Origin of the sequence: Phenylobacterium hankyongense (assembly GCF_003254505.1) — a bacterium.
Taxonomy (GTDB): domain Bacteria; phylum Pseudomonadota; class Alphaproteobacteria; order Caulobacterales; family Caulobacteraceae; genus Phenylobacterium; species Phenylobacterium hankyongense.
In genome coordinates, this window is record NZ_QFYP01000001.1 from 2,310,150 (window position 1) to 2,333,749 (window position 23,600).

23 protein-coding genes and 1 tRNA gene are annotated in these 23,600 nt (G+C 67.7%); 10 read left to right on the forward strand and 14 right to left on the reverse strand.

Annotation, left to right across the window (positions count from 1 at the left end):
• Positions 1 to 118 precede the first annotated feature (118 nt).
• On the forward strand, positions 119 to 427 hold the full coding sequence (locus tag DJ021_RS11175) for a winged helix-turn-helix transcriptional regulator (RefSeq protein WP_207801819.1): 309 nt from the start codon (positions 119 to 121) through the stop codon (positions 425 to 427).
• Between the two features lie 432 nt (positions 428 to 859).
• Here DJ021_RS11175 and DJ021_RS11180 read toward each other — a convergent pair whose 3' ends face one another.
• Positions 860 to 1,222: a YciI family protein gene (locus DJ021_RS11180; protein ID WP_111457621.1), complete on the reverse strand. Its 363-nt coding sequence runs from the start codon at positions 1,220 to 1,222 to the stop codon at positions 860 to 862.
• A 75-nt stretch (positions 1,223 to 1,297) separates the two neighbouring features.
• Here DJ021_RS11180 and DJ021_RS11185 point away from each other — a divergent pair, with 75 nt between their 5' ends.
• The gene (locus DJ021_RS11185) at positions 1,298 to 1,663 is read left to right on the forward strand and encodes a winged helix-turn-helix transcriptional regulator (RefSeq protein WP_111457622.1); all 366 of its coding nucleotides are present in this window, start codon (positions 1,298 to 1,300) and stop codon (positions 1,661 to 1,663) included.
• 84 nt (positions 1,664 to 1,747) lie between these two features.
• Here the strand turns inward: DJ021_RS11185 and DJ021_RS11190 are convergent, their stop codons facing one another.
• The 3 genes from DJ021_RS11190 to DJ021_RS11200 form a co-directional block, all read right to left on the reverse strand.
• Positions 1,748 to 2,269, reverse strand: coding sequence for a 3'-5' exonuclease (locus DJ021_RS11190; RefSeq protein ID WP_111457623.1), 522 nt, complete (start codon positions 2,267 to 2,269; stop codon positions 1,748 to 1,750).
• Positions 2,270 to 2,546: 277 nt separating this feature from the next.
• The gene (locus DJ021_RS11195) at positions 2,547 to 2,942 is read right to left on the reverse strand and encodes a hypothetical protein (RefSeq protein WP_111457624.1); all 396 of its coding nucleotides are present in this window, start codon (positions 2,940 to 2,942) and stop codon (positions 2,547 to 2,549) included.
• Positions 2,943 to 3,437: 495 nt separating this feature from the next.
• Positions 3,438 to 3,761: a hypothetical protein gene (locus DJ021_RS11200; RefSeq protein WP_111457625.1), complete on the reverse strand. Its 324-nt coding sequence runs from the start codon at positions 3,759 to 3,761 to the stop codon at positions 3,438 to 3,440.
• A 265-nt stretch (positions 3,762 to 4,026) separates the two neighbouring features.
• Here DJ021_RS11200 and DJ021_RS11205 point away from each other — a divergent pair, with 265 nt between their 5' ends.
• The 4 genes from DJ021_RS11205 (at position 4,027) to DJ021_RS11220 (ending at position 7,562) form a co-directional block, all read left to right on the forward strand.
• Positions 4,027 to 6,012, forward strand: coding sequence for a PAS domain-containing sensor histidine kinase (locus tag DJ021_RS11205; RefSeq protein ID WP_165837189.1), 1,986 nt, complete (start codon positions 4,027 to 4,029; stop codon positions 6,010 to 6,012).
• Positions 6,009 to 6,659, forward strand: a complete 651-nt coding sequence (locus DJ021_RS11210) for a response regulator transcription factor (RefSeq protein WP_111457627.1) — start codon at positions 6,009 to 6,011, stop codon at positions 6,657 to 6,659. The genes DJ021_RS11205 and DJ021_RS11210 overlap by 4 nt, the downstream gene beginning before the upstream one ends.
• An 88-nt stretch (positions 6,660 to 6,747) precedes the next feature.
• A complete protein-coding gene (locus DJ021_RS11215) occupies positions 6,748 to 7,122 on the forward strand; it encodes a response regulator transcription factor (protein ID WP_111457628.1) in 375 nt (124 codons plus the stop codon).
• 170 nt (positions 7,123 to 7,292) lie between these two features.
• Positions 7,293 to 7,562, forward strand: coding sequence for a hypothetical protein (locus tag DJ021_RS11220; RefSeq protein ID WP_111457629.1), 270 nt, complete (start codon positions 7,293 to 7,295; stop codon positions 7,560 to 7,562).
• 89 nt (positions 7,563 to 7,651) lie between these two features.
• On the opposite strand, the gene DJ021_RS11225 is transcribed toward DJ021_RS11220, so the two are convergent.
• From DJ021_RS11225 to DJ021_RS11235, 3 genes are all read right to left on the reverse strand, one after another.
• Entirely contained in the window at positions 7,652 to 8,089 is a 438-nt protein-coding gene (locus tag DJ021_RS11225) for a DUF1236 domain-containing protein (protein WP_111457630.1), read from the reverse strand.
• A 142-nt stretch (positions 8,090 to 8,231) separates the two neighbouring features.
• Positions 8,232 to 9,314 carry a hypothetical protein gene (locus DJ021_RS11230; protein WP_111457631.1) on the reverse strand — a complete coding sequence of 361 codons (1,083 nt, stop codon included), beginning with the start codon at positions 9,312 to 9,314 and terminating at the stop codon, positions 8,232 to 8,234.
• A gap of 102 nt (positions 9,315 to 9,416) precedes the next feature.
• A complete protein-coding gene (locus DJ021_RS11235; protein ID WP_111457632.1) occupies positions 9,417 to 10,580 on the reverse strand; it encodes a serine hydrolase domain-containing protein in 1,164 nt (387 codons plus the stop codon).
• 90 nt (positions 10,581 to 10,670) lie between these two features.
• Here DJ021_RS11235 and DJ021_RS11240 point away from each other — a divergent pair, with 90 nt between their 5' ends.
• On the forward strand, positions 10,671 to 11,816 hold the full coding sequence (locus tag DJ021_RS11240; protein ID WP_111457633.1) for an NAD(P)/FAD-dependent oxidoreductase: 1,146 nt from the start codon (positions 10,671 to 10,673) through the stop codon (positions 11,814 to 11,816).
• Here DJ021_RS11240 and DJ021_RS11245 read toward each other — a convergent pair.
• The 3 genes from DJ021_RS11245 to DJ021_RS11255 all read right to left on the reverse strand — a co-directional run bounded on the left by DJ021_RS11245 (position 11,785) and on the right by DJ021_RS11255 (position 15,513).
• Positions 11,785 to 12,666 (reverse strand): alpha/beta hydrolase family protein, encoded by an 882-nt coding sequence (locus DJ021_RS11245; RefSeq protein WP_111457634.1) that lies wholly within the window; start codon positions 12,664 to 12,666, stop codon positions 11,785 to 11,787. The genes DJ021_RS11240 and DJ021_RS11245 overlap by 32 nt on opposite strands.
• Positions 12,667 to 12,775: 109 nt before the next feature.
• Entirely contained in the window at positions 12,776 to 14,485 is a 1,710-nt protein-coding gene (asnB, locus tag DJ021_RS11250) for an asparagine synthase (glutamine-hydrolyzing) (RefSeq protein ID WP_111457635.1), read from the reverse strand.
• Positions 14,485 to 15,513 carry a glycosyltransferase gene (locus DJ021_RS11255; RefSeq protein WP_111457636.1) on the reverse strand — a complete coding sequence of 343 codons (1,029 nt, stop codon included), beginning with the start codon at positions 15,511 to 15,513 and terminating at the stop codon, positions 14,485 to 14,487. The genes asnB and DJ021_RS11255 overlap by 1 nt, the downstream gene beginning before the upstream one ends.
• A 108-nt stretch (positions 15,514 to 15,621) precedes the next feature.
• Here DJ021_RS11255 and DJ021_RS11260 point away from each other — a divergent pair.
• Positions 15,622 to 15,698, forward strand: a tRNA-Met gene (locus DJ021_RS11260).
• 186 nt (positions 15,699 to 15,884) lie between these two features.
• Here DJ021_RS11260 and phnE read toward each other — a convergent pair.
• The 3 genes from phnE to DJ021_RS11275 are packed head-to-tail and all read right to left on the reverse strand — an operon-like array spanning position 15,885 to position 18,609.
• On the reverse strand, positions 15,885 to 16,907 hold the full coding sequence (gene phnE / locus DJ021_RS11265; RefSeq protein WP_111457637.1) for a phosphonate ABC transporter, permease protein PhnE: 1,023 nt from the start codon (positions 16,905 to 16,907) through the stop codon (positions 15,885 to 15,887).
• On the reverse strand, positions 16,904 to 17,677 hold the full coding sequence (locus DJ021_RS11270; RefSeq protein ID WP_111457638.1) for a phosphonate ABC transporter ATP-binding protein: 774 nt from the start codon (positions 17,675 to 17,677) through the stop codon (positions 16,904 to 16,906). Before DJ021_RS11270 ends, phnE begins: the two co-directional genes overlap by 4 nt.
• On the reverse strand, positions 17,674 to 18,609 hold the full coding sequence (locus DJ021_RS11275) for a phosphate/phosphite/phosphonate ABC transporter substrate-binding protein (protein WP_111457639.1): 936 nt from the start codon (positions 18,607 to 18,609) through the stop codon (positions 17,674 to 17,676). The genes DJ021_RS11270 and DJ021_RS11275 overlap by 4 nt, the downstream gene beginning before the upstream one ends.
• A 207-nt stretch (positions 18,610 to 18,816) precedes the next feature.
• Between DJ021_RS11275 and DJ021_RS11280 the strand changes: the two genes are divergently transcribed.
• Entirely contained in the window at positions 18,817 to 19,560 is a 744-nt protein-coding gene (locus DJ021_RS11280; protein ID WP_165837190.1) for an HAD-IIA family hydrolase, read from the forward strand.
• Here DJ021_RS11280 and DJ021_RS11285 read toward each other — a convergent pair.
• Entirely contained in the window at positions 19,547 to 20,422 is an 876-nt protein-coding gene (locus DJ021_RS11285) for a MurR/RpiR family transcriptional regulator (RefSeq protein WP_111457641.1), read from the reverse strand. The genes DJ021_RS11280 and DJ021_RS11285 overlap by 14 nt on opposite strands.
• Positions 20,423 to 20,669: 247 nt before the next feature.
• On the opposite strand from DJ021_RS11285, the gene DJ021_RS11290 reads away from it, so the two are divergent.
• Positions 20,670 to 23,573 carry a TonB-dependent receptor domain-containing protein gene (locus DJ021_RS11290; protein ID WP_111457642.1) on the forward strand — a complete coding sequence of 968 codons (2,904 nt, stop codon included), beginning with the start codon at positions 20,670 to 20,672 and terminating at the stop codon, positions 23,571 to 23,573.
• The last annotated feature ends 27 nt before the right edge of the window (positions 23,574 to 23,600 follow it).

A 23,600-nucleotide genomic window follows, 5' to 3' on the forward strand; every position in this document is an offset into this window, starting at 1 on the left:
CGGCATGCGCTCCGCGTTGGCTGAGCCTCCGATCTGGGGCTATACTTCCTACATGGCAAGAACTGACAAAAAGGTAGGGTACTCACCCACAGGTAAGCTGGAGGATGTGACGCCGGACATGGCCGCCACCGGCGTGGAGGCGGCGTTCCGGATGCTGGAAGGCCGTTGGAAGATGGTCATCATCTTCCACCTGTTTGATCGCCAGGTGCTGCGGTTCTCGGAGCTGGAGCGGGCGATCCCCGGCGTTTCCCAGAAGATGCTCATCCAGCAGCTTCGCGACCTGGAACGCGACGGCATTGTCGAGCGGGCGGTCTATCCGCAGGTGCCGCCGAAGGTGGAATACCGGCTGACCGCGTGGGGCCAGGCGATGTGCCCGGCGCTCGACGCGCTGCTGGAATGGGCGGTTCAGAGGCCGCAAATACGGTGACAGCTTACTCGACACGACGCGTTAGTTAGCGGCGGCGCGGCCGGTTGGGGGACGGGCGTCAGGTCGGCCGCCGCTGGTCCCTGATACCGTAAGCTGTCACCGCAATGCTCAAGGTCGAGGAGAAGCGCCCGTGGAAGCTGGCGAAAGGCGGCCGAGTGGAGCGGGTCAAGGCGTGGGGGATCGCGGTTCGCGAACTCTTAGGCGGACCTGACGAAGGCCAGGGCAGGGTGGTGAGCAGTCATCCGCTTCGCACTGCGAGATGTCGGCGCCTACACGCGGTCGAGCGCACCGCGCCGCGAGAGTGGACGCGCGTCATGGCGGCGTTCCGAGAGGCGGCCGTTCGGCAGGCGGCAAAGACCGACCCGGGTTGGATCGGCCAAACCGGAGCCGTTAACTTGAGGATTCGGGGAAGCCCATGATCGGACCCGCCCGCTAAGCGCCGGGCCGAGCCAAGAGGGGGCGAATCTCGACTGCGCCGTTTATCGCCGCGGGGCACCGCGCGGCCCATTCGGCCGCAGCCTCCGCGTCCGGAACGTCGATGATGAAGTAGCCGCCGAAGTGTAACCCTCCGCCCGCAGCGCCTTCCTGCACTTCCGGGCCGCCCTCCCGCACCCGCACGGTCCGCGCCGCGGAATTCTCCCGCAACCCGTGCATTTCCCGGACGATGTCGGCGCGCGAGAGCGCCTCGCCGAACGCCTTCCAGCGTCGCCAATAATCGCCAGCCCGTTCCCCGCCGTCGCCGCCTCGCGCCGCGATGTCCCCGTCGGTCTCGAAAGCCGCCATCATGAACATCATCGTTTTGCTCGCCTTCTCGGTTGCGCAACTCAGTCGACCATACTAACTTGTGACTTGCAAGTGACAAGGTACTGCATGGTTGAGACGCTCCTGAAGCCGCGCTCCGCGTGCCCGATCGCGCATTCGCTCGATCTTCTCGGTGATCGATGGACCCTGTTGCTGGTCCGCGATCTGCTGGTGGGCAAGCGACGCTTCGGCGACTTCCTTGGGTCGCGCGAACGGATCACGACCAGCGTCCTCGCCGAGCGGTTGGCGCGCCTCGAAGCGGCGGGGGTCGCCCGGAAAGTCGCTTACCAGATTAGGCCCGAGCGCTTCGAGTACGAGCTCACTGAAGCCGGCCGGGCGCTCCTACCCCTGCTCCAGGAATTTTGTCGATGGGGGAACGAACACATCGCGGGGACGATGAAGCCCCCCGGTGACTTCATGAGCCGATCCGAGTGACCCCCCTCTGGCGGACTGACGCCAACGTTTGGCGCTAAGCGGAAATTTGACCCGCCGACGCGCCGCCGGAAACGACGAGCAACGTCACGCCCGCCCCACCCCCTCCGCCTGCCGCTTCACCTCCCGCCAGATCTCCCGCTCCCGGCGCGCGTCTGGCAGGGCGCGGTGCGCCGGCCGGATGCCTGCCCACGCCCGCCGCACGCGGTCGAGGATCGCCGCGGCCTCGGCCGGATCGAGCCCCCGCAGGGCGTCGAGCAGCGCCGCGTCGGTGTCGCGCAGGCGCAGCGCATGCCGGGGATGGCCGGCCGCCCGCAGCAGCACGCTGAGCCACTTGCCGTCCCACGACGGGGCGCTGGCGTAGAGATCGTGTCCGGCGAGCTGGTCGATCATCCTGGCCGCGACCTCCGGGTGCGGGGCGCCCTCGTCCAGAAGCCGTCGGCGGGCGATGCCGTGGATCGCTTCGGCCAGCGGGTCCCAGTCCGTCCAGTCCGGCGCGGGGCGGATCAGATGGCTTTCGGCGCGGCCGTCCTCGAACACCCAGCCCACCTCCACCGGGTAGCTGTCGTCGGCAAGCGAGGAGGCCTCGAAGTCCAGGAAGGCGATCATGGCTCTCGGAACGCGCGAGCCGGCGCGGCGGGCTGTCGCAGGGGATTGCCGGCCGGACGTCAGTGACTATCTCACAGGCGTAGAGGGTTTTTCCCGTCGGTGTTCCAACCGCCTGATCACCGGGACGACCCGACGACGCCCTCTCACCCGCCAGGACGTCAACGCAGCGGTGGCCCCGCCTTTTGTCCCTGCCCAGGGATGCGTTCGTCCTGGCCTCGTCTCCCGCCCGCCGATGCGTTGGGCGGTGTCGATCGCTCCGGTCGGGTGGTGGCGTCGTCTAGTCCGAGATCCAAACCACTTCGAACTTTTTGCCGGTCCAGATCACAACAGCCTCCGAGGCCTCTCTCGTCCCGAACGCCAGCGTGTCGCCGTGCAATCGGACGGATTTCCGCAGACACGGCCCGTCACCGTCATCACCGCCCTTACCGCACCACGTTTGCAGGCGGCCGGGCTTTTCTGTTGTGATGAAGAGGTTGGCCAAATCGCCTTGCTTGATCGTATCAATGATCGAGATGGGGCGCCCGCGCGCGCCGCGACGGATGATGAGCTGATACACGCCCGGTCGCGACGGCACGATCTGCGCCACGTCCTGCTTGCCGTCGTGGTCGAAATCTCCGCGAACCGGTGCCGGCGCGTGCGCAACGGCCCCCGCGAGCACTATGGCTGCCAACATTCGATCTTCCCCCTGCACGGCGACGCTTGCGACGATACCGCACCGTCTTCCGCCTTTCGACCCGCCACCGGGCTCCAAATTCCCCCACCCAATTTTTGACTTGCCGCCGATCCCGTGTTCCGGTTTCGTTCATGTCCGAGGCCGCCGCTCCCGCTGACGCTGCGCCGACCGATCCGTCGCCGGATCGGGCGGACGACGGCGCGCGGTCGGCGCGGACGGAGCGCCGGATGCGGATGCCCTGGGGCGATCGCCGCCGCCCCCGCCCCGGCCCCTCCCCGGGGAGGGGGAGGGGAGCGCGTCGCGGGGGGGCCCATAGACTGGAGGTTAGGGCGTCGACGCGCTGGGCAGTCTCAGGTCTCTGATCACGCACCCACCAACCCCACGAACGGGTGGGCCTTGGGTTGCGCGGGCGGGGGGGCTCGTCTCCGCGTCGTGGTCTCGGACCTGTTGTCGAGTTCGTGGGGATCGGGTGGTTGAAGGAGGGGACGGACGACCTCAGGCGAGGCCGATCCGGCCCAGTTCGCGGCAGCTGGTCTCGACCCAGTGGATGGCCTCGTCGAGGGAGTCGAAGAACAGGCCGCCGGGCGGGGGCTCGCAGGGGCCGAGACCGAACTCGACGATCCAGGTTTCCTCGGGTCGCAGGTCCGCGTCGGTCTCGCCGAGGATCGCCACCAGGTCGCCGGCCCAGGTGACCAGCATGCCGCAGGACGGTCCCTCGGGCGTGGCCAGCCCCATCGCGGTGCAGCCCAGCCGCGGGTCCTTTTGCAGCCTGGGCGGCGCATAGACGAGTTGCAGGGGCGAGGTTGAGAAGGACTTCATGGCTGGACTCCGATGTTGGTCGGGCGGCCGCCGCCGGGCCCGCGAGCTCCGGCCGGCGACCTTGCGCAATGGGATGAAGGCGCCTTGCGTGACGGCAGATCGGTGCTGATCTGATTAGTCATCGGCCTCCTCCAAAGCCTGCCGGGATAGCCGGCTTGAGGCCATAGAGTAGAGCGGCGGCGGCCTGGGACTAGTCTACGTGCGGAGGCGGGACTACCGTCTTGGTCTGACTGAACCATACCTTCGTATGGTGACGGAGAGCCCGATGCCGAGCGCTGTGGGCGCAGGTTCGAGGGAACGGGCGGGGCGGATCGGCCGGCGCGCCCGGCCGCGCTCGCCCGACGCGGGCGTCACCCGCGGAGAGATCATCCAGGCGATCCTGGCCCTCGTCTGCGGCGTGGCGATCTTCGCGGTCGACACCTTCACGCCGCTCGGCAGCGCGGTGGCGGTGCTCTACGGCATCGTGGTGATGCTCGCCAGCGGGGTCTCGCACGGCTGGCAACTCGTCCGCCTCGCCTACGTCTGCATCCTGCTCACCGTGACCAGCTACCTGCTCGTCCATGGGGTGAGCTACGGCACCGCGCCGTTCCTGCGCTTCATCGTGAGCCTCTCGGCGATCTTCATCGCCACGGCCCTGGTGCTGCGCAACCAGGCCTCCAACGAAGCGCTGCGCGCCCAGGCGGCGCTGCTCGACCTGACCCACGATGCGATCTTCACGCGCTCCCTGGAGGACCGGATCGCCTTCTGGAACCGGGGCGCGGAGGAGCTCTACGGCTGCCCCGCCGCCGAGGCGCTCGGCGCCAGCCCGCACCAGCTGCTGCACACCGAGGACACCGCCGACGTGCCGGCCATTTCGGCCGAGCTGCTGCGCGCCGGCCACTGGGAAGGCGAGCTGACGCACCGGCGGCGCGACGGCGCCCAGGTGGTGGTGGCCAGCCGTTGGGCGGTTCGCTACGACGAGAGCGGGCGGCCGGTCGAAATCCTCGAAAGCAACACCGACATCACCAACCGCAAGCGCGCCGACGCCGAGCTGCGCCGCAGCGAAGCCCGCTACCGGGCGATCTTCGAAGGCGCCCGGGTCGGCATCTGGTCGGCGGACTACACCGGGGTGAAGGCGCGGCTCAACGAGCTGCTGGCCGCCGGCGAGCTGGCCGGCCCCTGCGCCCCAGAGATCGCCGCCCATGCGCGCACGGCGGAGGGCTTCATGCCCGACCTGCTGGGCCGGATCACCGACATCGAGGTCAACGACGCCCTGGTCAGGATGTCGGGCGCGCGGGACCGGGCCGACCTCATCGCCCGGGTGGACCAGATGCTGGCGCCTGAGGCGACCGCGCCGTTCAGCGGCCTGCTGCAGGCGCTCGTGGGGCAGGACGTCGCCTACGAAGCCGAGACGCCGTTCCGCACCTTCGCCGGCGAGCCGCTGCCGACCTGGATGTCGGTGGCGATCACCCGGTCGGACGGGCGCGACCGGCTGCTCATCACGGTGACCGACCTCAGGCCCCGGCGCCACGCCGAGGAGGCCCTGGCGCGGGCGCGGGAGGACCTCGCGCACGCCAACCGGCTGGCGACGTTCGGCGAGTTCACCGCGACCATCGCCCACGAGGTGAACCAGCCGCTCGCCGCGATCTCCGCCAATGGCGCGGCGGCGCTGCGCTGGCTGGACCGGCCCGAACCCCAGCTGGGCGAGACCCGCGCCGCGCTCGAGCGGATCATCCGCGACGGCCGCCGGGCCAGCGAGATCGTCGCCGGCATCCGCGGCATGCTCAAGAAGAGCGACCCGCAGTACGCCCGTCTCGACATTCCCCAGCTGATCGACGACGTCGCGCGTCTCGTCCAGCGCGAGCTCCAGGCGCGCGGCGCGACGCTGAAGGTCAGGACAGCGCCGGACCTCCCGGCGGTGCGGGGGGACCACGTCCAGCTGCAACAGGTGTTGATCAACCTGCTGATCAACGGCGCGCAGGCCATGGCCGGCACTCCGGGGCCAAGGACGCTTGAGGTCAACGCGGAGCTGGCGGATGATGAGCACGTCCTGGTGCAGGTCCGCGACAGCGGGGCGGGCATCTCGGAGGAGAACATGGGCCGTCTGTTCGGCGCCTTCTTCACCACCAAACCGGACGGCATGGGCATGGGACTGGCCATCTGCCGTTCGACGGTCGAAGCGCACGGTGGGCGCATCTGGGCCGAGCGGCCCGACGGGCCCGGGGCGCTGATCGCGTTCAGCCTACCGACCGCCCAGGCCGCAGCCGCATGAACGCCGCCGCCAGCGCCGCGCCCGCCGGCCCCCTCGTGCTCATCGTCGACGACGATCCGTCGATCCGCGAGGCGTTGCAGTCGCTGTTCCGTTCCGTCGGCCTGCAGACCGAAAGCTTCGGCTCCACGAGCGCCCTCGTCGAGCGCACGCCGGTCGACGTGGAGACCTGCCTGGTGCTCGACGTGCGCCTGCCGGGCGTCAGCGGGCTCGATTTCCAGACCCAGCTGGCGGGCTCCGGCCGCGAGCTGCCGGTGGTGTTCATGACCGGGCACGGGGACATCCCGATGTCGGTCCGGGCCATGAAGGCCGGGGCCGTGGACTTCCTGTCCAAGCCGTTCCGCGACCAGGACATGCTTGACGCCGTGGCCGCCGCCCTGGACCGCGATCGCCGCCGGCGCCGCGAGCGGCAGGAGCTCGCCACGCTGGAGGCCCGCTACGCCGCGCTCACCGCCCGCGAGCGCGAGGTCATGGTCCACGTGGTCGCCGGGCTGATGAACAAGCAGATCGCCGCGGAGGTCGGGCTCAGTGAAATCACCGTGAAGATTCACCGCGGCAGCCTGATGCGGAAGATGGCCGCGCGGTCGGTGCCCGACCTCGTCCGGATGTTCGAGGCGTTGCGCGCCAGCGCGACTCGCGAGCCGATTTAAACCTCCGTATGATTTCGCCCGGCATGGTTGTGGTCCATACCGAGCGCCTCGCGCCAAGCGACGTCCTCGCGACTTACCCGGGATCCTCGTGACCAGACTGCCGATCATATCCATTGTCGACGATGATGCGGCGGTCCGGAGCGCCCTCGACGCCCTGGTGCGTTCGCTGGGCTATGAGGCGAGGGCATTCGAATCCGCGGAGGCGTTCCTCAACGGCGACGGCGCCGACGCCACCGACTGCGTCATCCTCGACGTGCAGATGCCGGGCATGTCGGGACCGCAGCTCCAGGCGCGGCTCATCGAGGACGGCCGGCCCATTCCGATCGTCTTCATCACCGCCTTCCCGCATGACGACCTTCGCCGCGCCGTGCTGGCGCTGGGCGCCATCGCCCTGCTCGGCAAGCCGTGGGAAGGCCAGGCGCTGGTGGACGCCCTCGAGGCGGCGCTTTCCACCCGCCACTAGCGGCGGCTCCCGGCCGTCCAGTCATCCCTGAGCGCTGGCGAGCATACCAAGGTGTGGGCCCGGGCAACCCATGGGCGTCGTCGGCGTCCGGACGTCTGATGGGTTCCGACGCCGCCCGGCCCTAGGCTTCATGGGTCAGCCGCCCGGTTGGCCAAGTCGAGACCAGTCCGATGACCCACACGCTCAATCTCGTCCGTTCCCCCCGCCGCGATGAAGACGATACGTCGCACAACCCGCTGTTGCGGTTCGCGCGCGAATCGCACCGCCCGTTCGTGGCGCCTGAGGCGCGCGAATCCACCAATCACTGCGCCCGCTGCTTGAACGCCGATACGGTGCTGTGCCGGGCTTGCGTCGACGAGGCGCGCTGGCGCGACGGCGGCCTGCCGCACTTCCGTCCGGCCCCCGAACTGGCCGCCGAGCCCGAGGCCCGCGCCGCCTGAGACCGGGGTCCCCGCGCAACAGAAAAAGGCCCAGGCGAACCTGGGCCTTCTTTTTGGGACCGGCCGGCGCGGGCGCCGGCGGCTCGTCCCTACTGATCGTCGTTGATGATCGACACGATCTTGTGGGTGCTGTTGTCCACCAGGATCCGCTGGTGGTTCACGTAGGTCCAGCGGTAGCGCTCGTACTTGGGCACCTCATAGACCGTGACCGTGGCTGGGAGTTCATCGCCGAGCGCCACCGGGCCCGTGTAGACCACCGGCTCCACGTGGGTCGTGCGGACATAGGTCTTCACCTCGGCTGGCGGATCCATCGTCGAGCCGGCCACCGCGCCGATCACGCCGCCCACCACCGCGCCGACCGGACCGCCGACCAGGGCCCCGGTGGCCGCACCGCCGATGACGCCCGCGCCGGCGCCGGCATGCGACTTCTCGGTGGTGACGGTGGTCGAGGTCGTGGTCTGGGCGAAGGCCGGCAGCGCGATGGCGGCGGCCAGGCTGGCGCTCAGGACAAGCAGGTTCTTGTTCATATGGGATCTCCGAATTTCTTGGGGTCCGCAACAGAACGCCCAGTAAAAATCAAAGTTCCGCTTGCGTAATTCTTTATTTGTCGCCGGATTTATTTTCCAAACGTCTTGTTCATGCCATGCGACCAGTCGGTGCTGTTTGCGGCTAGGGCTCCGACCCCGCCGCCCCGCCGCCCTTCGCCGCCGCCTCGCGTTCCTGGGCGCGGGCGCCGGCCAGCATGCCGGGCAGGGCGTAGTTCCCCTCGTGGCAGGCGTATTCGTAGATGATGCCGCGCAGCGGGGCGAACTCGTACTCGCCGCCCCAGGGCTTGTCCCACATGGTCGGATCGTCGACCGTGAACTGGTAGCGGATGGCGTCCTTGGCCACGCGGGTGAAGCGCTCGGTGACCGTCAGGTTCTTCCACGAGCCCTTGTAGGCCTGGGCCTGCGGGATGTTGGTGGTCTCGACGACCAGGGTGTCGCCGTCCCAGCGGCCGATGGAATCGCCCATCCAGGGCCGCACGCCGTCGGTCCGGTGGGTGGTGTTCAGCCGCACGATCCGCAGGTCGTGGACCATCTCCACCTCGATGACGACGGCGTCCTTGGTCTGAATGAACTGGTAGTTGTTGTTGTAGAAGCCGTTGGAGAACATCGGCGGCCCGGCGTTGCGGCCGAACCCGAGCAGGCAGCGTTCGCCGAGCGAGCGGGTCTCATAGCTGTCGAACGAGCCCATGCCGCGCGGATAGCCGCCGCCCGCCGGAGCGCCGGCCTTGCGCGGCGGGACCTGGCCGTTGGGCGTGGTGATCAGCGAGGTCCGCGGCTCGCCGCCGACCCGCATCACCGTCGAACCGGGCTCCAGCCAGCCGCGGTTGTAGCCGCCGACGTCGCCGCCCGCGGCGATGAACTCCGGCCGCGTGCCCGGCGGCGGGGCGTCGCCGCCCACCTTGGGGGCCGGCGCATTGGGGTCGGTGGGCCTGTTGCCCTCCTCGACCTGGCTGACCTCGGCGGTCTCGAGCTTGCGGACTTCGTCGGGGGTGTAGACCGCCCGGTCGCCCAGCGCCGCCGGACGGGTTTCCGGCGTCAGGGTGGCGTTGCTCCAGTAGCCGCTTAGGTCGGGATGGCCGTAGGCGTCGCGCGGCGGCCTGTAGGCGGCGGCCTTGGCCTGGGCGGCGGCCGCAAGCGGCCCGGAGAGTGCGATCGGCGCCGCGCACAGGGCGGCTCCGACGGCGACGATGATGACGCGTTTCACGGCTTGCCTCCCCGGCGTTTCGGCGCGTCTGCGCGCACCGTTCATACCGAACTTACGAGAAATCCGGGGCCCGGGCAACGCCGCCTGGCGCGAGGGCTGCGCCTACTTGACCGCCGCCCGCACGCCCTCCACGAACGCGGTGCGCGCCGCGCTCAGCTCGCGGCCGGTGGCCTGCGGCCAGGCGGCGTTGATCACCACGATCAGCCGGTCGTCGCGGAAGGTGGTGATCGACTGGCCGAAGATGCCGACCGCCTCGTAGGTCCCGTTCGGGCGGATCCACCAGAAGTAACCGTAGCCGGCCGGCGCGGGCAGGCCGTAGCTGATGTGCGGCGCGGTGGCCTCCGCGGCCCACCACGGCGGCAGGATCTGCTTGCCGTTGGCCTTGCCGCCGTCGAGCACGAACTGGCCGACCCGGGCGTAGTCGCGCAGGGTCATGGAGATGCAGCAGCCGCCGCGCTCGTGGCCGCCGGGATCGGTCACCCAGACCGCGTCGCGCGCCATGCCGTAGGGCTTCCAGAGCTTCTCCGAGGCGTAGTCGCTGAGCGACTTGCCGACCGCGTTGGAGACCAGCACGCCGACCAGGTCGGTCTCGCCGGTGTTGTAGTTGAAGGTGGTCCCCGGCGGGTGGGCGCGGGGCAGGCGGCGCAGGTAGCTGACCATCGGGTCGACGCCGGGCTCCAGCACCGCGGTCCCGGCCTGGGCGACGTCGGACTTCGGGTCGGTGTAGTCCTCGTTCCACTTCACGCCCGAACTCATGGTGATCAGGTCGCGGACGCTCGCGCCCTCATAGGCCGAACCCCGCAGCTCGGGGATGTAGCGGATGACCGGATCGGTGAGCTTCAGCTTGCCGTCCTGGATGGCGGCGCCGACCAGGGTCGAGGTCACCGACTTGGCCACCGAGAACGAGGTCCAGCGGTCGGTGGGCTTGCGCCCCATGCCGTAGCGCTCCAGCACCACCTTGCCGTCCTTCAGCACCAGGACGCCGGAGACCTTGTAGGCCGCCATGTAGTCGTCCACCGACCAGGTCTTGCCCTGGTAGGTGAAGGTCGGCTCGATCTGCTTGGCCGCCATCGGCAGCGGGTGGATCGTCTTGCCGCGCCGGATGGTGCGGACCTTGTAGACGTCCTCGATGGTCCGGTAGCCGATCGCCTGCTGTTCCGGCGACCACGTCAGGATCGAGGGGGTGTCGGGCTTCAACGCCACCTGGGCGCCGGCCGCGCCGCCCACCGTCAGGGCAGCCGCCAGGGCTGCGACCAGAACCTTCATGAACTTCCCCCCACGCTTTTCGTTTGAGGCCAAGCTAGCAGGCGGTGCGGCGGTTTGCATCCGCAGGGGCTTAGGCTAGGCGTGGTGGGGATGGCGGATTTCGATTTTGACGTGGTGGTGGTCGGCGCGGGCGCCGTGGGCCTGGCCAGCGGCTATGCGCTCGCAAAGCGCGGCCTGAGCGTGGCGGTGCTCGAGCGGGAGGCAGCCATCGGCCAGGGCGTCTCCTCGCGCAATTCCGAGGTGATCCACGGCGGGCTCTACTACGCCACCGGCTCGCTGAAGGCGAAGCTGTGCGTCCAGGGCCGGCGCGCGCTCTACGCCTTCCTCGACGCCCACCACGTGGACTACGACCGCTGCGGCAAGCTGGTGGTGGCGACCACGCCGGAGGAGGTCGGCCGCCTCGATGCCATCCTCGAACAGGCCCGCATCAACGACGTCGAGGGCATGGCGCAGCTCTCCAAGGCCCAGGCGCTGGCCATGGAGCCGGAGCTGAAGACCGAGGGGGCGCTGCTGTCGCCCAACAGCGGCGTCTTCGACAGCCACGGCTACATGCTGGCCCTGCAGGGCGAGATCGAGGCGGCGGGTGGCGCGGTGGTGCTGTCGACGCCGTTCGAAGGGGCCGCGCCCTTGCCCGGCGGCGGTTTCGAGGTGCGGGCAGGCGGAGCGGAGGCGACCACGCTCACCGCCCGCTACCTGGTCACAGCGCCCGGGCTGTCGGCCCAGGCCGTGGCGGTGCAGATCGAGGGCTTTCCGGCCCAGGTCATCCCCGAGGCCCACTACGGCAAGGGCATGTACTTCCGGCTGTCCGGCAAGGCCCCCTTCGCCCACCTGATCTATCCGCCGCCGATCCACGGCGCGCTGGGCACCCACTACCGTCGCGACCTCGGCGGGCAGGGGGTGTTCGGGCCGGACCTGACCTTCGTCGACGAGCTGGACTACAGCGTCGATCCGGCCGCCGCCGACGGATTCTACCGCTACATCCGCAAATTCTGGCCGGGCCTGCCCGAGGGCAGCCTGAGCCCCGACTACGCCGGCATCCGCCCGAAGCTGCACGGCCCGGACGAGCCACAGCCGGACTTCCGCATCGACGGCCGCGACGTCCACGGGATGGACGGCCTCGTCACCCTGTTCGGCATCGAGAGCCCGGGCCTGACCTCCTCCCTCGCCATCGGCGAGGAGGTGGCGGCGCGGCTGGATCTGCCGGCTATTTCGGTAGCGTCTGCAGCCAGCGGATAACCTCGCTCTCCAGCCGGATGCGCTGGGTGTTCCAGCTGTGGTCGGTGGCGGCGTGCAGGGCGGTGACCCGGGTCCCGCCGCGCTTACGGATGTCGGCCACCAGGGCGTCGGTCATCGGCGCGAGCCCGTCGTCGGCGCTCAGCACCAGCAGCGGCCGCCGCGCCAGTCCCGGCGCGGCGTGGGCGAAGCTCTCGTCCGGACCGAGCGTCGCCATGTCGTCGGCCATGCTCTGGGCGGTGACGCCGGCCAGGGTCTCCATGTTGTCGGCCGCCGTGGCCAGCCGCTCGGCCGGCGACGCCGTCGCCAGGCGGCTCATGTCGGCGGCGGAGATCAGCACCGCGCCCAGCAGCGCGGGGTCTTCCCCAGCGGTCACCGCCGTGACCCAGCCGCCCATGCTGTGGCCCATGACCACCAGCCGCGTCGGCTCGATCTGCAGCCTGGCGGCGTTGGCCGGGTCGCGGACGTAGGCCAGGGTCGCCTTGGCGTCGGCGAGGTTGCCCTTGAAGCTGAAGGTTCCGGGGCTGCCCCAGGAGCCGCGATAGTTGACGGTGACCACGTTCCAGCCGGCGCGGCGGATGGCCTGGGCGAGGTCGAGGTTCTTCTCGTTGCCCGGCAAGCCGTGGAACAGCACGACCGTCGGATGCGGACCGGCCCCGGCGGCGATATAGGCCAGGCCGTTGACCTGCACCCCGCCGGCCGGGATGTGCAGCACCTCGGAGCGGGCCGGATGCGCCTTGTCGGCCGGCGGATCGGTGTAGACGGCGGCCGGCGGCAACGGCGCGGCCTTCGCCCAGGCGTGCGTCGCGGTCAGTGACGCGGCCGCACAGGCCGCCACAATCCAAGCCTTCATAATCGCCCCCCTTGAGATGTTGCCGGAAGCCGAGCCCCCGACGGCCGGCCTGGCTATTTCGGCGCGAGAGCTCCAGGCAGCCATTCCTCGCCGGCCACCCCCTTCGCCTTCAAATCCCGCCCGTCGCCTGCGCCAGCGCGTCGCTCGGCGATGCGCCCTCCAGGTGGATCAGGGACCACACCGCATAGAACAGCAGCGGCCAGCGCTGGCCCGCTTGGTCGCCGGCGAACGCCCGGGCCACCGCCTCGGGGTCACGCACGCGGCGAACGCTTTCGATCTTGCCGATCCGTCGGGCGATGTCGGCGGCGCGCGGCGCGATCCAGGCCTCCACCGGCACCGTGAAGCCCTGCTTCCGCGCCCAGGGCTCGGCGGCCGGGCAGGCGCGCTCCAGCCACTTGCGCAGGATCCACTTGCCGTAGCGGCCGCGGACCTTGAACCGGTCGGGCAGGGGAAAGGCGAAGGCGGCGACCTCGGGGTCCAGGAACGGCGTGCGGCCCTCCAGCCCGTGGGCCATCAGGCAACGGTCGAGCTTCAGCAGCAGGTCGTTGGGCAGCCAGGTGGCGACGTCGGCCCACTGCGCCTGCTGCAGCGGCGTGAGGCCCTTCGGCGCCTGGGCCTGCGCCCGCCAGCGCGCCAGCGCGCCGGCGTCGTCGAGCCGGGGCTCGGCCGGGCGGCCGCCCAGCCAGGCCGGCCGCAGGGCCCGACGATAGCGGCCATAGCCGCCAAACAGCTCGTCGCCGCCCTCGCCGGTCAGCACCACGGTCAGCGTGCCCTTGGCGGCCTCCGCCAGCTTGTAGGTCGGCAGGGTGGCGTAGTCGGCGGTGGGGTCGTCCAGCGCCCAGGCGACCTGCGGCAATATCCGCCAGAAGTCGGCCTCGCCGAAGCTGGTCTCGCGCCAGTCGAGGTTCAGCGCCCGGGCCACCCGCTCGGCCTGCGCCCGCTCGTCCCGCGCGCCGGGGGCGTCGAAGCCGCAGGTGAAGGCGGTCACCGGCCGTTCGTTCAGCCGCGCCATCAGCGTGGCGATCGCCGCCGAATCGATGCCGCCCGACAGGAACAGGCCATAGGGCACGTCGGAGCGCTGGTGCACGGCGACGCTGTCCTCGAGCACGGCGTCGAGCCGGCGGATCAAGGCGTCGTCATCGCCTGCTGTTTGGCCGGCGGGGATCAGCGGCCGGCGGCGTTCGGTGGAGACGACGCGGCCGTCGCGCACCTCGAGCACCTCGCCGGGGGCCAGGCGCCGCAGGCCGCGGAAGATCGGCTCTTCGCCGAGGGTGTAGTTGAAGCCCAGCAGTTCGCGCGCGGCGGTCTCGTTGAGATCGGCCTTGAGCAGGCCGGCCTTGAAGAAGGCCCTGGGCTCGGAGGCGAAGGCCAGGCCGCCCTCGTGCTCCAGCAGGTACAGCGGCTTGATCCCGAACGGGTCGCGCGCCAGCCAGGTGCGCCCGTCGGCGCCGATCAGGCAGAGCGCGTACATGCCGCGCAGCCGCTCGAAGGCCTTGGGCCCCTCCTGCGCGTAGATGTGCAGCAGCGGCTCGAAATCCGATCCGGTCGCGAGCTTGCCGTCCAGCTGGTAGTCCCGCGCCAGCTCCAGGTAGTTGTAGATCTCGCCGTTGCCGATCACCGTCGAGCCGGCGGCGTGCAGCGGTTGCCAGCCGCCCTCCAGGTCGATGATCGACAGCCGGGCGTGGGCCAGCGAGGCGCCGGCCGCCTCTTCGACCCGGATCCCGTCGGGCCCGCGGTGGGTGAGGGCGCCGATCAGGGCGCGGGTGGTCTCGGGACGCGTCGCCGGCTCGCCCGCCAGCACGCCTGCGATGCCGCACATCAGGCGGCTCCGTAGTCGGCGAACAACATCTTCCACTGGGCCACGACCGCGGCCTCGGAGAACTCGCGCTCCACCCGTTTCGCGCCGGCCTCGACGAGGCGGGCCCGCAACGCCGGCTGGCTGAGCAGGCGCCGCACGGCGATGGCGAGGGCGTCGGCGTCGTCGATCGCCACCAGCAGGCCGTCCTCGCTGTCGCGGATCAGCGCCTTCGGGCCCTGGCTGGCGGCGGCCACCACCGGCAGGCCGTGCGCCCAGGCCTGGATCACCACATTGCCCAGCGGCTCGTAGCGCGAGGGGAAGATGCAGAGATCGGCCGTCCGGTAGAGCGCCGAGGCGTCGGTCCGCCAGCCGAGGAACCGCACGCGCTCATCGACCCCCAGCGCCGTCGCCATCGCCCGCAGCTTGGCCTCCTGTGGCCCCACTCCGGCGATCCACAGGTAGGCGTCGGGCAGTTGGGCGAGGGCGGCCAGGCTGACGTCATGGGCCTTGGCGTCGTGCAGCCGGCCCATGGCCAGCAGCAGAGGCGCCTCCTCAGGCGTGTCGAGGCTGGCGCGGTCGACGGCGGCGGCGTCCACCGGCGCGGCGGCGAAGTTGGGGATGCAGCGCACCTTGCCGGCCGGCCAGCCCTGGGCCACGACCCACTCGGCGATGTCCTCGGTGTTGGCCACCAGCTCGTCGAAGCCGGCGTAGTATTTGAGGTTGTAGTAGCCCCCCAGCCGCCCGATCCGCGCCCAGGGGCCCTTCGGCGTATGCCGCGCCGCCCGGTTCATCCAAGCCAGCGCCAGCTTCGCGTCCTGCAGCCTCGCGTAGCCGGCCGCCGCGGTCTTGCTGAGGATGTCGAGCGGCCCGCCGAACGGCAGCACCTTCACCGGCACGCCGGCCGCCTTCAGCGCCGCCTCGCGGCCCGGGTGCCGGCGGATGGCCGCGGCCTCGCCCACGCCGGCGCGCCTCAGCGCAGCGACAAGGTCGACGAAGTAGGTTTCGGCCCCGCCTTCGCCGGCCGTGCCTAGGAGGTGAAGCACGCTCATTGAGCCGCGAACCTAGCCGTTCGCGCGCCCGCGCCCAAGCCGCTTGAAGACGTGAAACGCTTTCCCTATAACCCGCGCCTCGCTCGCGAGACCGCCACAGGCGCGTGCGGCTGGGTAGCTCAGATGGTTAGAGCGGTGGATTCATAACCCACAGGTCGGCGGTTCGATCCCGCCCCCAGCTACCACCTTGCAGACGGGGCGGCGCTTCGTTCCCCGCAGGCGCAGAATGCCGCAAGGGCGCCGAGCATATCTTGCCATCCGTGAAAACCTGGGTCGCGAGTGGCGCGCTCGGCCGCCACTGACGCAGCAGCGCAGCACGAACCGGGAGGTATCGACGACGATATTTGCCGCTGAAGAGCGCTGCCCAGCCCTCATATCCAACGGCGGCGCAGCCAGCTGGAAAGCTGGTCGAGCGCGAATACGAGAATGAAGATGGCGATCAGGATCGTACTGACGTGGGAGTATTGATAGAGGTCGTAGCGGCCCTTCAGCTCCAAGCCAATTCCGCCGGCGCCGACCAAGCCGATGACGGTCGCCATGCGCACGTTCCGGTCGAGGATGTAGAGCGTGTAGGCAACATATTGCGGCAGCACCTGCGGCAGAATGGCGTAGCGCAGCTGCTTCAGCCGATTGGCTCCGGTCGCCCTCAACGCCTCCTGCGGCCCCGGATCCGTATTTTCGATATCCTCCGCGTAGAACTTGCCGAGGAAGCCGGCGGCATGAAGCGCGAGCGCGAGCACGCCTGCGGCGGGTCCGAACCCGTAGGCGAGCACGAAAAAGAGTGCGCTGATGAGTTCGGGAACCGCACGAAAAAAGCTGACAACGCTACGGCAGAGCATGATCAGCAAGGGATGAGGCGAAAGATTGCGCGCGCCGAAGAAGGCCAGCGGCGCGCCGATCAGCACGGCCAGCAGCGTGCCCCACAGCGCGATCTCAAAGGTCTCGATGAGCTTGGCGGCGACGTGGCGCAGGTAGCCGACGGGTTCGACAAGCACTTCCTGCTGGGTGGTGCGATCGACGATGCGCATCGTATCAGGGTCGAGCGACTTGACGATCACGGTTCGCGTCTCGACGTGCGAAAACAACGGCGGCTGGTGAGGATCGAATCCAGGGATCCGCGCAGTCTCGGTCACTTCGGCGATTTGCGGCGGAAACATCTGCGCGAGGATCGCCCGGAAGCCGCGGGCGACCTGCGAATCCTGGGAAAGACCAGCTCCGGCGGCGATGCCCTTCCCGGACTCGAGGAGAGCCCGGCCAATCTCGACATCTGCCCCCGTGCGAGCCAGGATCATTGTGGCGACAGCGATGACAAGCACGGCGCGCCATCCGAACGGCTTCGGAAAGCGCCACGCCCTGGACGGCCCGCCAGCGGCCCGATCATCCGCGCTGCTCATGCGCCGATCGCCCGAGAAAGCTGAATCGGCTCGCAGGGGCCTGACTCATAAATGCCGGCGAGCCCGCTGCGCGCGAGCGCCTCCGGCGCGCCATCGAATATGAGCTGCCCGTCCCTCAATGCGATGACGCGGTCAGCGAAACGCATGGTGAGGTCGATCTGGTGAAGGCTACAGAGCACGGCCGCGCCATGCACCTTCGCCTGGCGATCGATCAGCGCAAGGATGTCGACGCTCGTCTGCGGATCGAGGCTGGCGACCGGCTCATCCGCCAGCACATAGGATGGATCGAGCATGAAGGCCCTGGCGATGCCGACACGTTGCTGTTGTCCGCCCGACAGAGCTGAGACCCGACGACGCAGATGCTCCTCGCCGAGGCCGACCTCGGCGATCAGCGCGCAGGCCCGGTCACGCAGCGTCTTCGGAAACAGGCCCAGCATCGCGCGAGGCGTCGAGACGGCTGGAAGCGCTCCTGAGATGACGTTGGTTGCGACGGTGGCGCGTGGCACGAGGTTGAAGGACTGGTGGATCATGCCGATGCGGGGCTGAAGCCGCCTCAAGGTTTTCGGCGTCACCTCCAGGTCGTCCACGACCACCCGCCCTGCGCTTGGGCTGGCAAGGCCGTTCACACATTTGAGCAGGGTCGACTTGCCGGCGCCCGAGCGTCCGAGAATCACGCAGAACTGGCCGGGCGGCACCTCGAAACTGATATCGGACAGCGCCGCCGTCCCATCGGGGTAGCGCTTGCTGACATGCTCGTAGACGAGGCTCAACGTTCGGAGGCTTTCTTGAGGATCGCCGCCTTGAGGCTGTCGTCGAGCTTCGCCATGACCGCGCCGGCGAGATTGAACTGTTCGGGCGCGAAGGCGGTGTCGTATCGGTCCACCTTCTTGCCGCCATAGCCGCGGATCATATCCGGTGTGACGCCGGGGGCCCTGTCCACTTTGGCGAAAGCGTCGCGCAGCCTCGCCTTGTGGGCAGCGTCCAAGCGGGAGTTCATGACCAGGGGCGGATAAGGTATCGGCAGGCTCCTGGCGACGACCCGGATGGCCGCTGGATCGACCGCGTGCTCGCTCACCGCCTTCTCGTAACTGTCGAATGAGAGGGCGGCCGCATCGGCCTGATCGTGAACCAGCGCAGCGAGACTGTCGGCATGGCTGCCGGTCATCCGGATCGCGCCGAGGTCGCGCACCGGGTCAAGGCCGGCGTCGATGATCATCGCCATCGGATAGACGAAGGATGAGGTGGAGTTGACGTCGCCGAACGCCACCCGCCGGCCTTTGAGGTCAGCGATCGAATGGATCGGCGAAGTCGCTTTGGTGAATATCCCTGAATAATAGATCGATTGGTTCTTCTCGACGCCGACAGCGAGAAGGTCGGCGCAGCCGCGGTCGCGCGCCTGGATGTAGGATACCGGTCCGACGAAGGCTATGTCGGCTCCGTTGTTGCACAGCGCCTCGACGACCGCCGCATAGGACTGGCCGACCTTGATGTCGAAATCGAGCTTCGTCATGCGCGAAACAGCCTGGAAGATCGGCTGATAATCGGCCTTGGTGCCGTCCTCGGTGCCGCCATCGGCAGGGATCAGCACAACGCGCAACGTCTCGCGCTTCCCGTGATCGGCCGGCGAACAGCCGGACAGCACGAACAGGAGCGCCAACATTCCCCAAAACAAGCGCAGGCCTGCCTCCTGCCGTTGCGACATCTGAAATCCACCCGCCAGGCGGCACGCTAGGGCAGGTGTGTGACAAATTCACGAAATGGTCTCAGTTTGCAAAGGCCGTGATATTGAGCTTATCTCATCATCCGTATGGATCATGAGTCAGACCAGGCAACGCGCGCCGTTCTCGAGCCCCGCCATCCCGTCGGGTCGCCGGAAGGGGAATTGCCACCGGGCGGTGACGACCCGATCATGCCTGGCGACCATTTCATCATCGACCTCGACGGCACATTGCTGCGTGGCGGCGTCGCGACCGAGGGGGGGCAGGCCTTCCTGAGGGGCGTCGAGGGGCGCTTCGTGCTCGTCTCGAACAATTCGCGCGATGTCAGCCCCTCGTTGAGCGCCAAGCTGCGCCGCGTCGGGCTGGACATACCGGCCGAGCGGATGGTCCTGGCAGGCGAGGAGACGATAGGCTTTGTCGCGAGCAGATTTCCGGGCGCGCGCTGCCTGATCGCCGCGTCGCCTACGCTGCGCCATCACGCACGTCGCCAAGGGCTCGCGCCGGTAACCGAACGCGCCGATGTCGTCGTGCTGGGGCGCGACACGAGTTGGAGCTACGCCAAGCTCATGTTGCTCGCCAACGAGGTGTGTCGAGGCGCGGTGCTGATTGCGGCCAATCCTGACCTGACCCATCCGGGCAACGACGGCTTGATCGTGCCCGAGACGGGCTCGCTGTTGGCGGCGGTGGAGGCGGCGTCCGGCGTCGGGGCGACGCACGTGATCGGCAAGCCTGCTGCGACGCTGTTCGTCGCCGCACTCGAACGCCTGGGATCCGCGCGTCACGATACGATCGTGATTGGCGACAACCCGCTGACCGACCGCGCCGGCGCCAGGGCGCTCGGCCTGCGCTCGCTGATCGTCGACGCCGATCGTCTCGGCGGCCAACCCAACCTTGCCGACCTGTGCGACCGGCTCGCGCCGATCAATAGCGCTTGAGCGAGAGTATCTCGAACGAGCGCCGAAGCACCTCGCTGGAGGCTTCGTAATCCTGGAGCGCCAGGCAGGCGATCAATGCGTCCAGGACGGCGAGCTGGCCGATCCGACTGGTCATCGCCTCGGTGCGGAAATTGGTCTCCCGCGCCATGGTGAACAGTACGATATCGGCATAGGCCTGCATCGGCGATTTGCCGTAGTTGGTGAGGACGATCGTCTTGGCGCCCGCCTCCCGCGCAAGCCTTGTCGCCGTGAGCGTCTCTTGGGAAGAGCCCGAGTGCGAGATGGTGAGAGTGGCGACGTCCGGCCCGGTGAGGCTGGCGCCGATCGCCTGCATATGGCTGTCGACCAGCGCCCTCGCCTCAATACCGATCCGCATGAGCCGATAGGCCGCATCTTCGGCGATCGGCGCCGCCGAACCGATGCCATACACCTCGACCCGGCGCGCGTTCCGGATCGCCTCCATGGCGCGGGTTAGAGCGTGGACGCCGAGATTTGCGTGAGTATCCTGCAGCGCCTGGATGTGACTGGCGAAGATCTTGCGTATCACCGTGTCCGGATGATCGCCTGGCTCCAGGTCTTCATGAATGAACTGGACCGGGGCGACCAGGTCCTGGGCTAGCGCGATCTTTAGCTGCTGGAAGCCAGTGTAGCCGAAGGTCTTGGCAAGGCCGACGACGCTGCCTTCTGACGAAGCGGTTCTTTCCGCCAGCTCGGTCACCGACATGTGGACAACCTCGCCGACATTGTCGAGCACGAACTGCGCGATCCGCCGGCTGGTCGCCGGCAGGCTGGCCACCATGCTTTGGAGCCTCGAAGCAGCCGGTTGGATGTCCTGCCCGTTGGTTCGCCCCTGCTTCGTCATGCGGAAAAGATAGCCCGCCCCACGGTCGCCGAAAAGCCGACGCGAGCCCGAGGATTGAGATTTTGCCGGGCGAGACCGAAATTGTCCTGCAAGGAGCATATTTCGGAATGTGGGTATCTCATCCAAATAGTCTCCGTCATTGAGACATATTCAATCGCTTGTCACAATTCCCCTCTATGGCTCGCGGCCGATCCATTCGGATGCGCCACGTCGTTCGACGGGCGTCAGTTCACAAGGGGGCACGATAATGAGCACGTTAAAGGGAATGCTCCTTGCGGGGCTGGCCAGCTCGGCGCTGATCGCCTCGGCCGCCCAGGCGCAGGATTCGGCCTCGCCCAAGCTGGACGGCGCGAACAACAGCGTCGGAGAAGTTGACGCAATTGTCGTCACCGGCTCGCGCATCGCGCGCCCCGAACTGGAATCGGCGATGCCGGTGAATGTCACCAAGTTCGACGACGTCGCGCGAGTTGGCCGGCTCAACGCCTATGACGCCTTGCGGCTCGAGCCGTCCATCGCGCCGGGGGCCGGCGCCTATTCGGCTGACTTCTACGACGGTACCGGAGACGCGGGAAATGCCGGTGCGGCCTTTATCAATCTCCGCAATATGGGCACCAACCGCAGCTTGACCCTGATCGACGGCAAGCGGCGGGTGTCCGGGACTGCGGCGGCTTCGGCTGTCGACATCAACATGATTCCGTCGGCGATGATCGACCGGATCGAGGTGGTGACCGGCGGCGCCGCGGCGATCTATGGCGCCGACGCCGTGACCGGCGCGGTCAATATCATCACGAAGAAGGATCTGGAGGGGCTGTATGTCACAGCCTATCAGGGCATTTCCCAGCATGGCGACGCCCCGGAGACCAATGTGTCACTGGCTGCCGGCGGCAAATTCGCCGATGGCCGAGGATCGTTCACGCTCGGCGGAACCTACCTCCAGACTGGCGCTGTGCAGGAGCATGAACGCGATTTTTCGCGGAAAAATATCGTGTATTGGGGAAACCCAAACAACACCGGCGTCAATGATGGAATACCTGATAACATCGTCGTCCGTGACTTGCTGCTATTTTACAATTCGGACGTTCCGGAATTCTACAACCCAAAGAACGGTGGATATTACCACTACTACAATGGGCAGTTGACGCGGGACTATTACAATACGCCGCTTGGAGCCGGTGAAACCGCTCGGGGGAATGGAACGTCCAATCCCGCCGTCGTTCGCAGCTGGAACTGGTATGCCCCGCTAAGGCTTTCGGAGAAAACCTTCTCCACTATCGCCAAGTTTGATTACGAACTCACCGACGCTATCAAATACGGCGCGCGGCTCGACTACGGGCGCACCGTCTCCGGCGGTCTGGTTACGCGCTACCGTGAGGATTCTCGCACGCTCTTCGCGGGCGGAAATGGCGGGGCGAAAGCCTACCCCGATAACCCCTACATGCCTGACAGCGTCCGCAACCTGCTGGCCAGCGATGGGCTAAGCTATGTCAACATCGACCGTTGGTACACGAATTGGCCGGTGGTCGAGATGCCCCATGACCGGGAAAGCGTGACCGTTAGCCAGAACCTGTCGGGAAAGATCGGCGGTTCGCTCAGCTGGGAAGCCTACTATCAATATGGCCGGGCGACGGACGACGCCGCCGTGACCAATGCGCCGCTGACGTCCCGCTGGGTTGCGGCGCGCGACGTCATTGCGGATCCGGTGACCGGCGCGCCGGTCTGCCGCGATCCGGCGGCGCGCGCCGCCGGCTGCACGCCATACAATATCTTCGGCAATGACCCGCTGACCGCCGCGCAGAAAGCCTGGCTTCTCACCGATCTTCATTCCAGGAGCATCAACGAGCAGCAGATATTCGGCGCCGACCTGAGCGGTAAACTGTTTCACTTGCCCGCCGGCGACGTCTCCTTTGCCGCGGGCGTGGAACATCGCACGGAATCGGGGCGCCTGACTGTCGACCCCCGGGTGGCGAACGCCCAGGTGCCGCTTAGCGGGTTCGTGTCGTCAATACAGACCGTGCCGGTGGACGCCTCGATGAGCGTCACGGAGGGCTATGGTGAGCTGGTCGTTCCGATCATCAAGGACAAGCCGTTCCTGCGCCACCTGGAGCTGGAAGGGGCCTATCGCTATTCCGACTATAGGACGATGGGTTCCACCGGCACTTGGAAGGCCGGCGGCACATGGGAGCCGGTCGGCGGGTTGACGATCCGTGGCGTCCGTTCGCGGAGCGTGCGGGTGCCCAATTTCGGGGAGCTCTATGCCCCGACCAGCCAGGGTTTCACCGGATCGATCAACGACCCTTGCCTCTCCGGCAACTACAATCTGACTCCCACGCGGGCCGCCAACTGCCAGGCCTTGGGCGTGCCCAACAACCTGGCTTTCTATTCGACAGATGTCCTGGTCAAGAGCGGCGGGAATATCGATTTGAAGCCGGAAGTATCGGACAGCTTTACGGTTGGAGCGGTTATTCAACCTCGCTTCATTCCGGGACTGGACGTGACAATCGACTTTTGGAATATCAGAATAGTGAATGCCATTACGTCATTCAGCATCAACGACATGATGAACCAGTGCGTCGATCTGCCAACGATCAACAATCAATTCTGCCAATACGTTCAGCGTGGCGCTGATCATAAGATCAACTTTATTTCGACCCAGCTGGTGAACGCCGCGGAGATGAGAACTGACGGTATCGATTTTGGAATTGGCTACCGGCTCCCGCTATGGAATGGCCAACTCGGCGCCACGTTCAAGGGCAGTTATCTGCTGAGTCGAGAAATTCAGAACGTTCCAGGCGTTCAGGCGGCCCAAATCAAGTACGACGGATCCTATACCGATCCGAGATTCCGGGGATATCTCCTGGTCGAGTACAGCACGAACCACTACGATTTTACCGTCGGAACGCAATATACGAGTTCAGCTACGGTAGATCCCAACGCCATTCCGGGCCAATATGATAACAACTACATACCCGCTGTGGTGTACAACGACATTTCATTGGCTCGCAGATTCGACAGCGGCCTTGAGATGACATTCGGCGTAAAGAACCTATTCAACGTAACGCCTCCTCTAATGCCAAATGTGTATAATGGGGGCGGTGGGCGGTATGACACTATTGGGAGGTATTTCTTCACCAGGGTCGGCATGAAATTCTGAAGACTTGGAATTCAGTATTGCGTACCG

Bases quoted from the DNA above. Each gene is read 5' to 3' on its own strand.
- DJ021_RS11280 (WP_165837190.1), top strand. From the start codon at position 18,817: ATGCCTGGCGACCATTTCATCATCGACCTCGACGGCACATTGCTGCGT.
- DJ021_RS11210 (WP_111457627.1), top strand. From the start codon at position 6,009: ATGAACGCCGCCGCCAGCGCCGCGCCCGCCGGCCCCCTCGTGCTCATC.
- DJ021_RS11235 (WP_111457632.1), bottom strand. From the start codon at position 10,580: ATGAAGGTTCTGGTCGCAGCCCTGGCGGCTGCCCTGACGGTGGGCGGC.
- phnE (WP_111457637.1), bottom strand. From the start codon at position 16,907: ATGAGCAGCGCGGATGATCGGGCCGCTGGCGGGCCGTCCAGGGCGTGG.
- DJ021_RS11200 (WP_111457625.1), bottom strand. From the start codon at position 3,761: ATGAAGTCCTTCTCAACCTCGCCCCTGCAACTCGTCTATGCGCCGCCC.
- DJ021_RS11290 (WP_111457642.1), top strand. From the start codon at position 20,670: ATGAGCACGTTAAAGGGAATGCTCCTTGCGGGGCTGGCCAGCTCGGCG.
- DJ021_RS11240 (WP_111457633.1), top strand. From the start codon at position 10,671: ATGGCGGATTTCGATTTTGACGTGGTGGTGGTCGGCGCGGGCGCCGTG.
- asnB (WP_111457635.1), bottom strand. From the start codon at position 14,485: ATGTGCGGCATCGCAGGCGTGCTGGCGGGCGAGCCGGCGACGCGTCCC.
- DJ021_RS11205 (WP_165837189.1), top strand. From the start codon at position 4,027: ATGCCGAGCGCTGTGGGCGCAGGTTCGAGGGAACGGGCGGGGCGGATC.
- DJ021_RS11245 (WP_111457634.1), bottom strand. From the start codon at position 12,666: ATGAAGGCTTGGATTGTGGCGGCCTGTGCGGCCGCGTCACTGACCGCG.
- DJ021_RS11275 (WP_111457639.1), bottom strand. From the start codon at position 18,609: ATGTCGCAACGGCAGGAGGCAGGCCTGCGCTTGTTTTGGGGAATGTTG.
- DJ021_RS11175 (WP_207801819.1), top strand. From the start codon at position 119: ATGGCCGCCACCGGCGTGGAGGCGGCGTTCCGGATGCTGGAAGGCCGT.
- DJ021_RS11190 (WP_111457623.1), bottom strand. From the start codon at position 2,269: ATGATCGCCTTCCTGGACTTCGAGGCCTCCTCGCTTGCCGACGACAGC.
- DJ021_RS11285 (WP_111457641.1), bottom strand. From the start codon at position 20,422: ATGACGAAGCAGGGGCGAACCAACGGGCAGGACATCCAACCGGCTGCT.
- DJ021_RS11255 (WP_111457636.1), bottom strand. From the start codon at position 15,513: ATGAGCGTGCTTCACCTCCTAGGCACGGCCGGCGAAGGCGGGGCCGAA.
- DJ021_RS11220 (WP_111457629.1), top strand. From the start codon at position 7,293: ATGACCCACACGCTCAATCTCGTCCGTTCCCCCCGCCGCGATGAAGAC.
- DJ021_RS11195 (WP_111457624.1), bottom strand. From the start codon at position 2,942: ATGTTGGCAGCCATAGTGCTCGCGGGGGCCGTTGCGCACGCGCCGGCA.
- DJ021_RS11185 (WP_111457622.1), top strand. From the start codon at position 1,298: ATGGTTGAGACGCTCCTGAAGCCGCGCTCCGCGTGCCCGATCGCGCAT.
- DJ021_RS11180 (WP_111457621.1), bottom strand. From the start codon at position 1,222: ATGATGTTCATGATGGCGGCTTTCGAGACCGACGGGGACATCGCGGCG.
- DJ021_RS11225 (WP_111457630.1), bottom strand. From the start codon at position 8,089: ATGAACAAGAACCTGCTTGTCCTGAGCGCCAGCCTGGCCGCCGCCATC.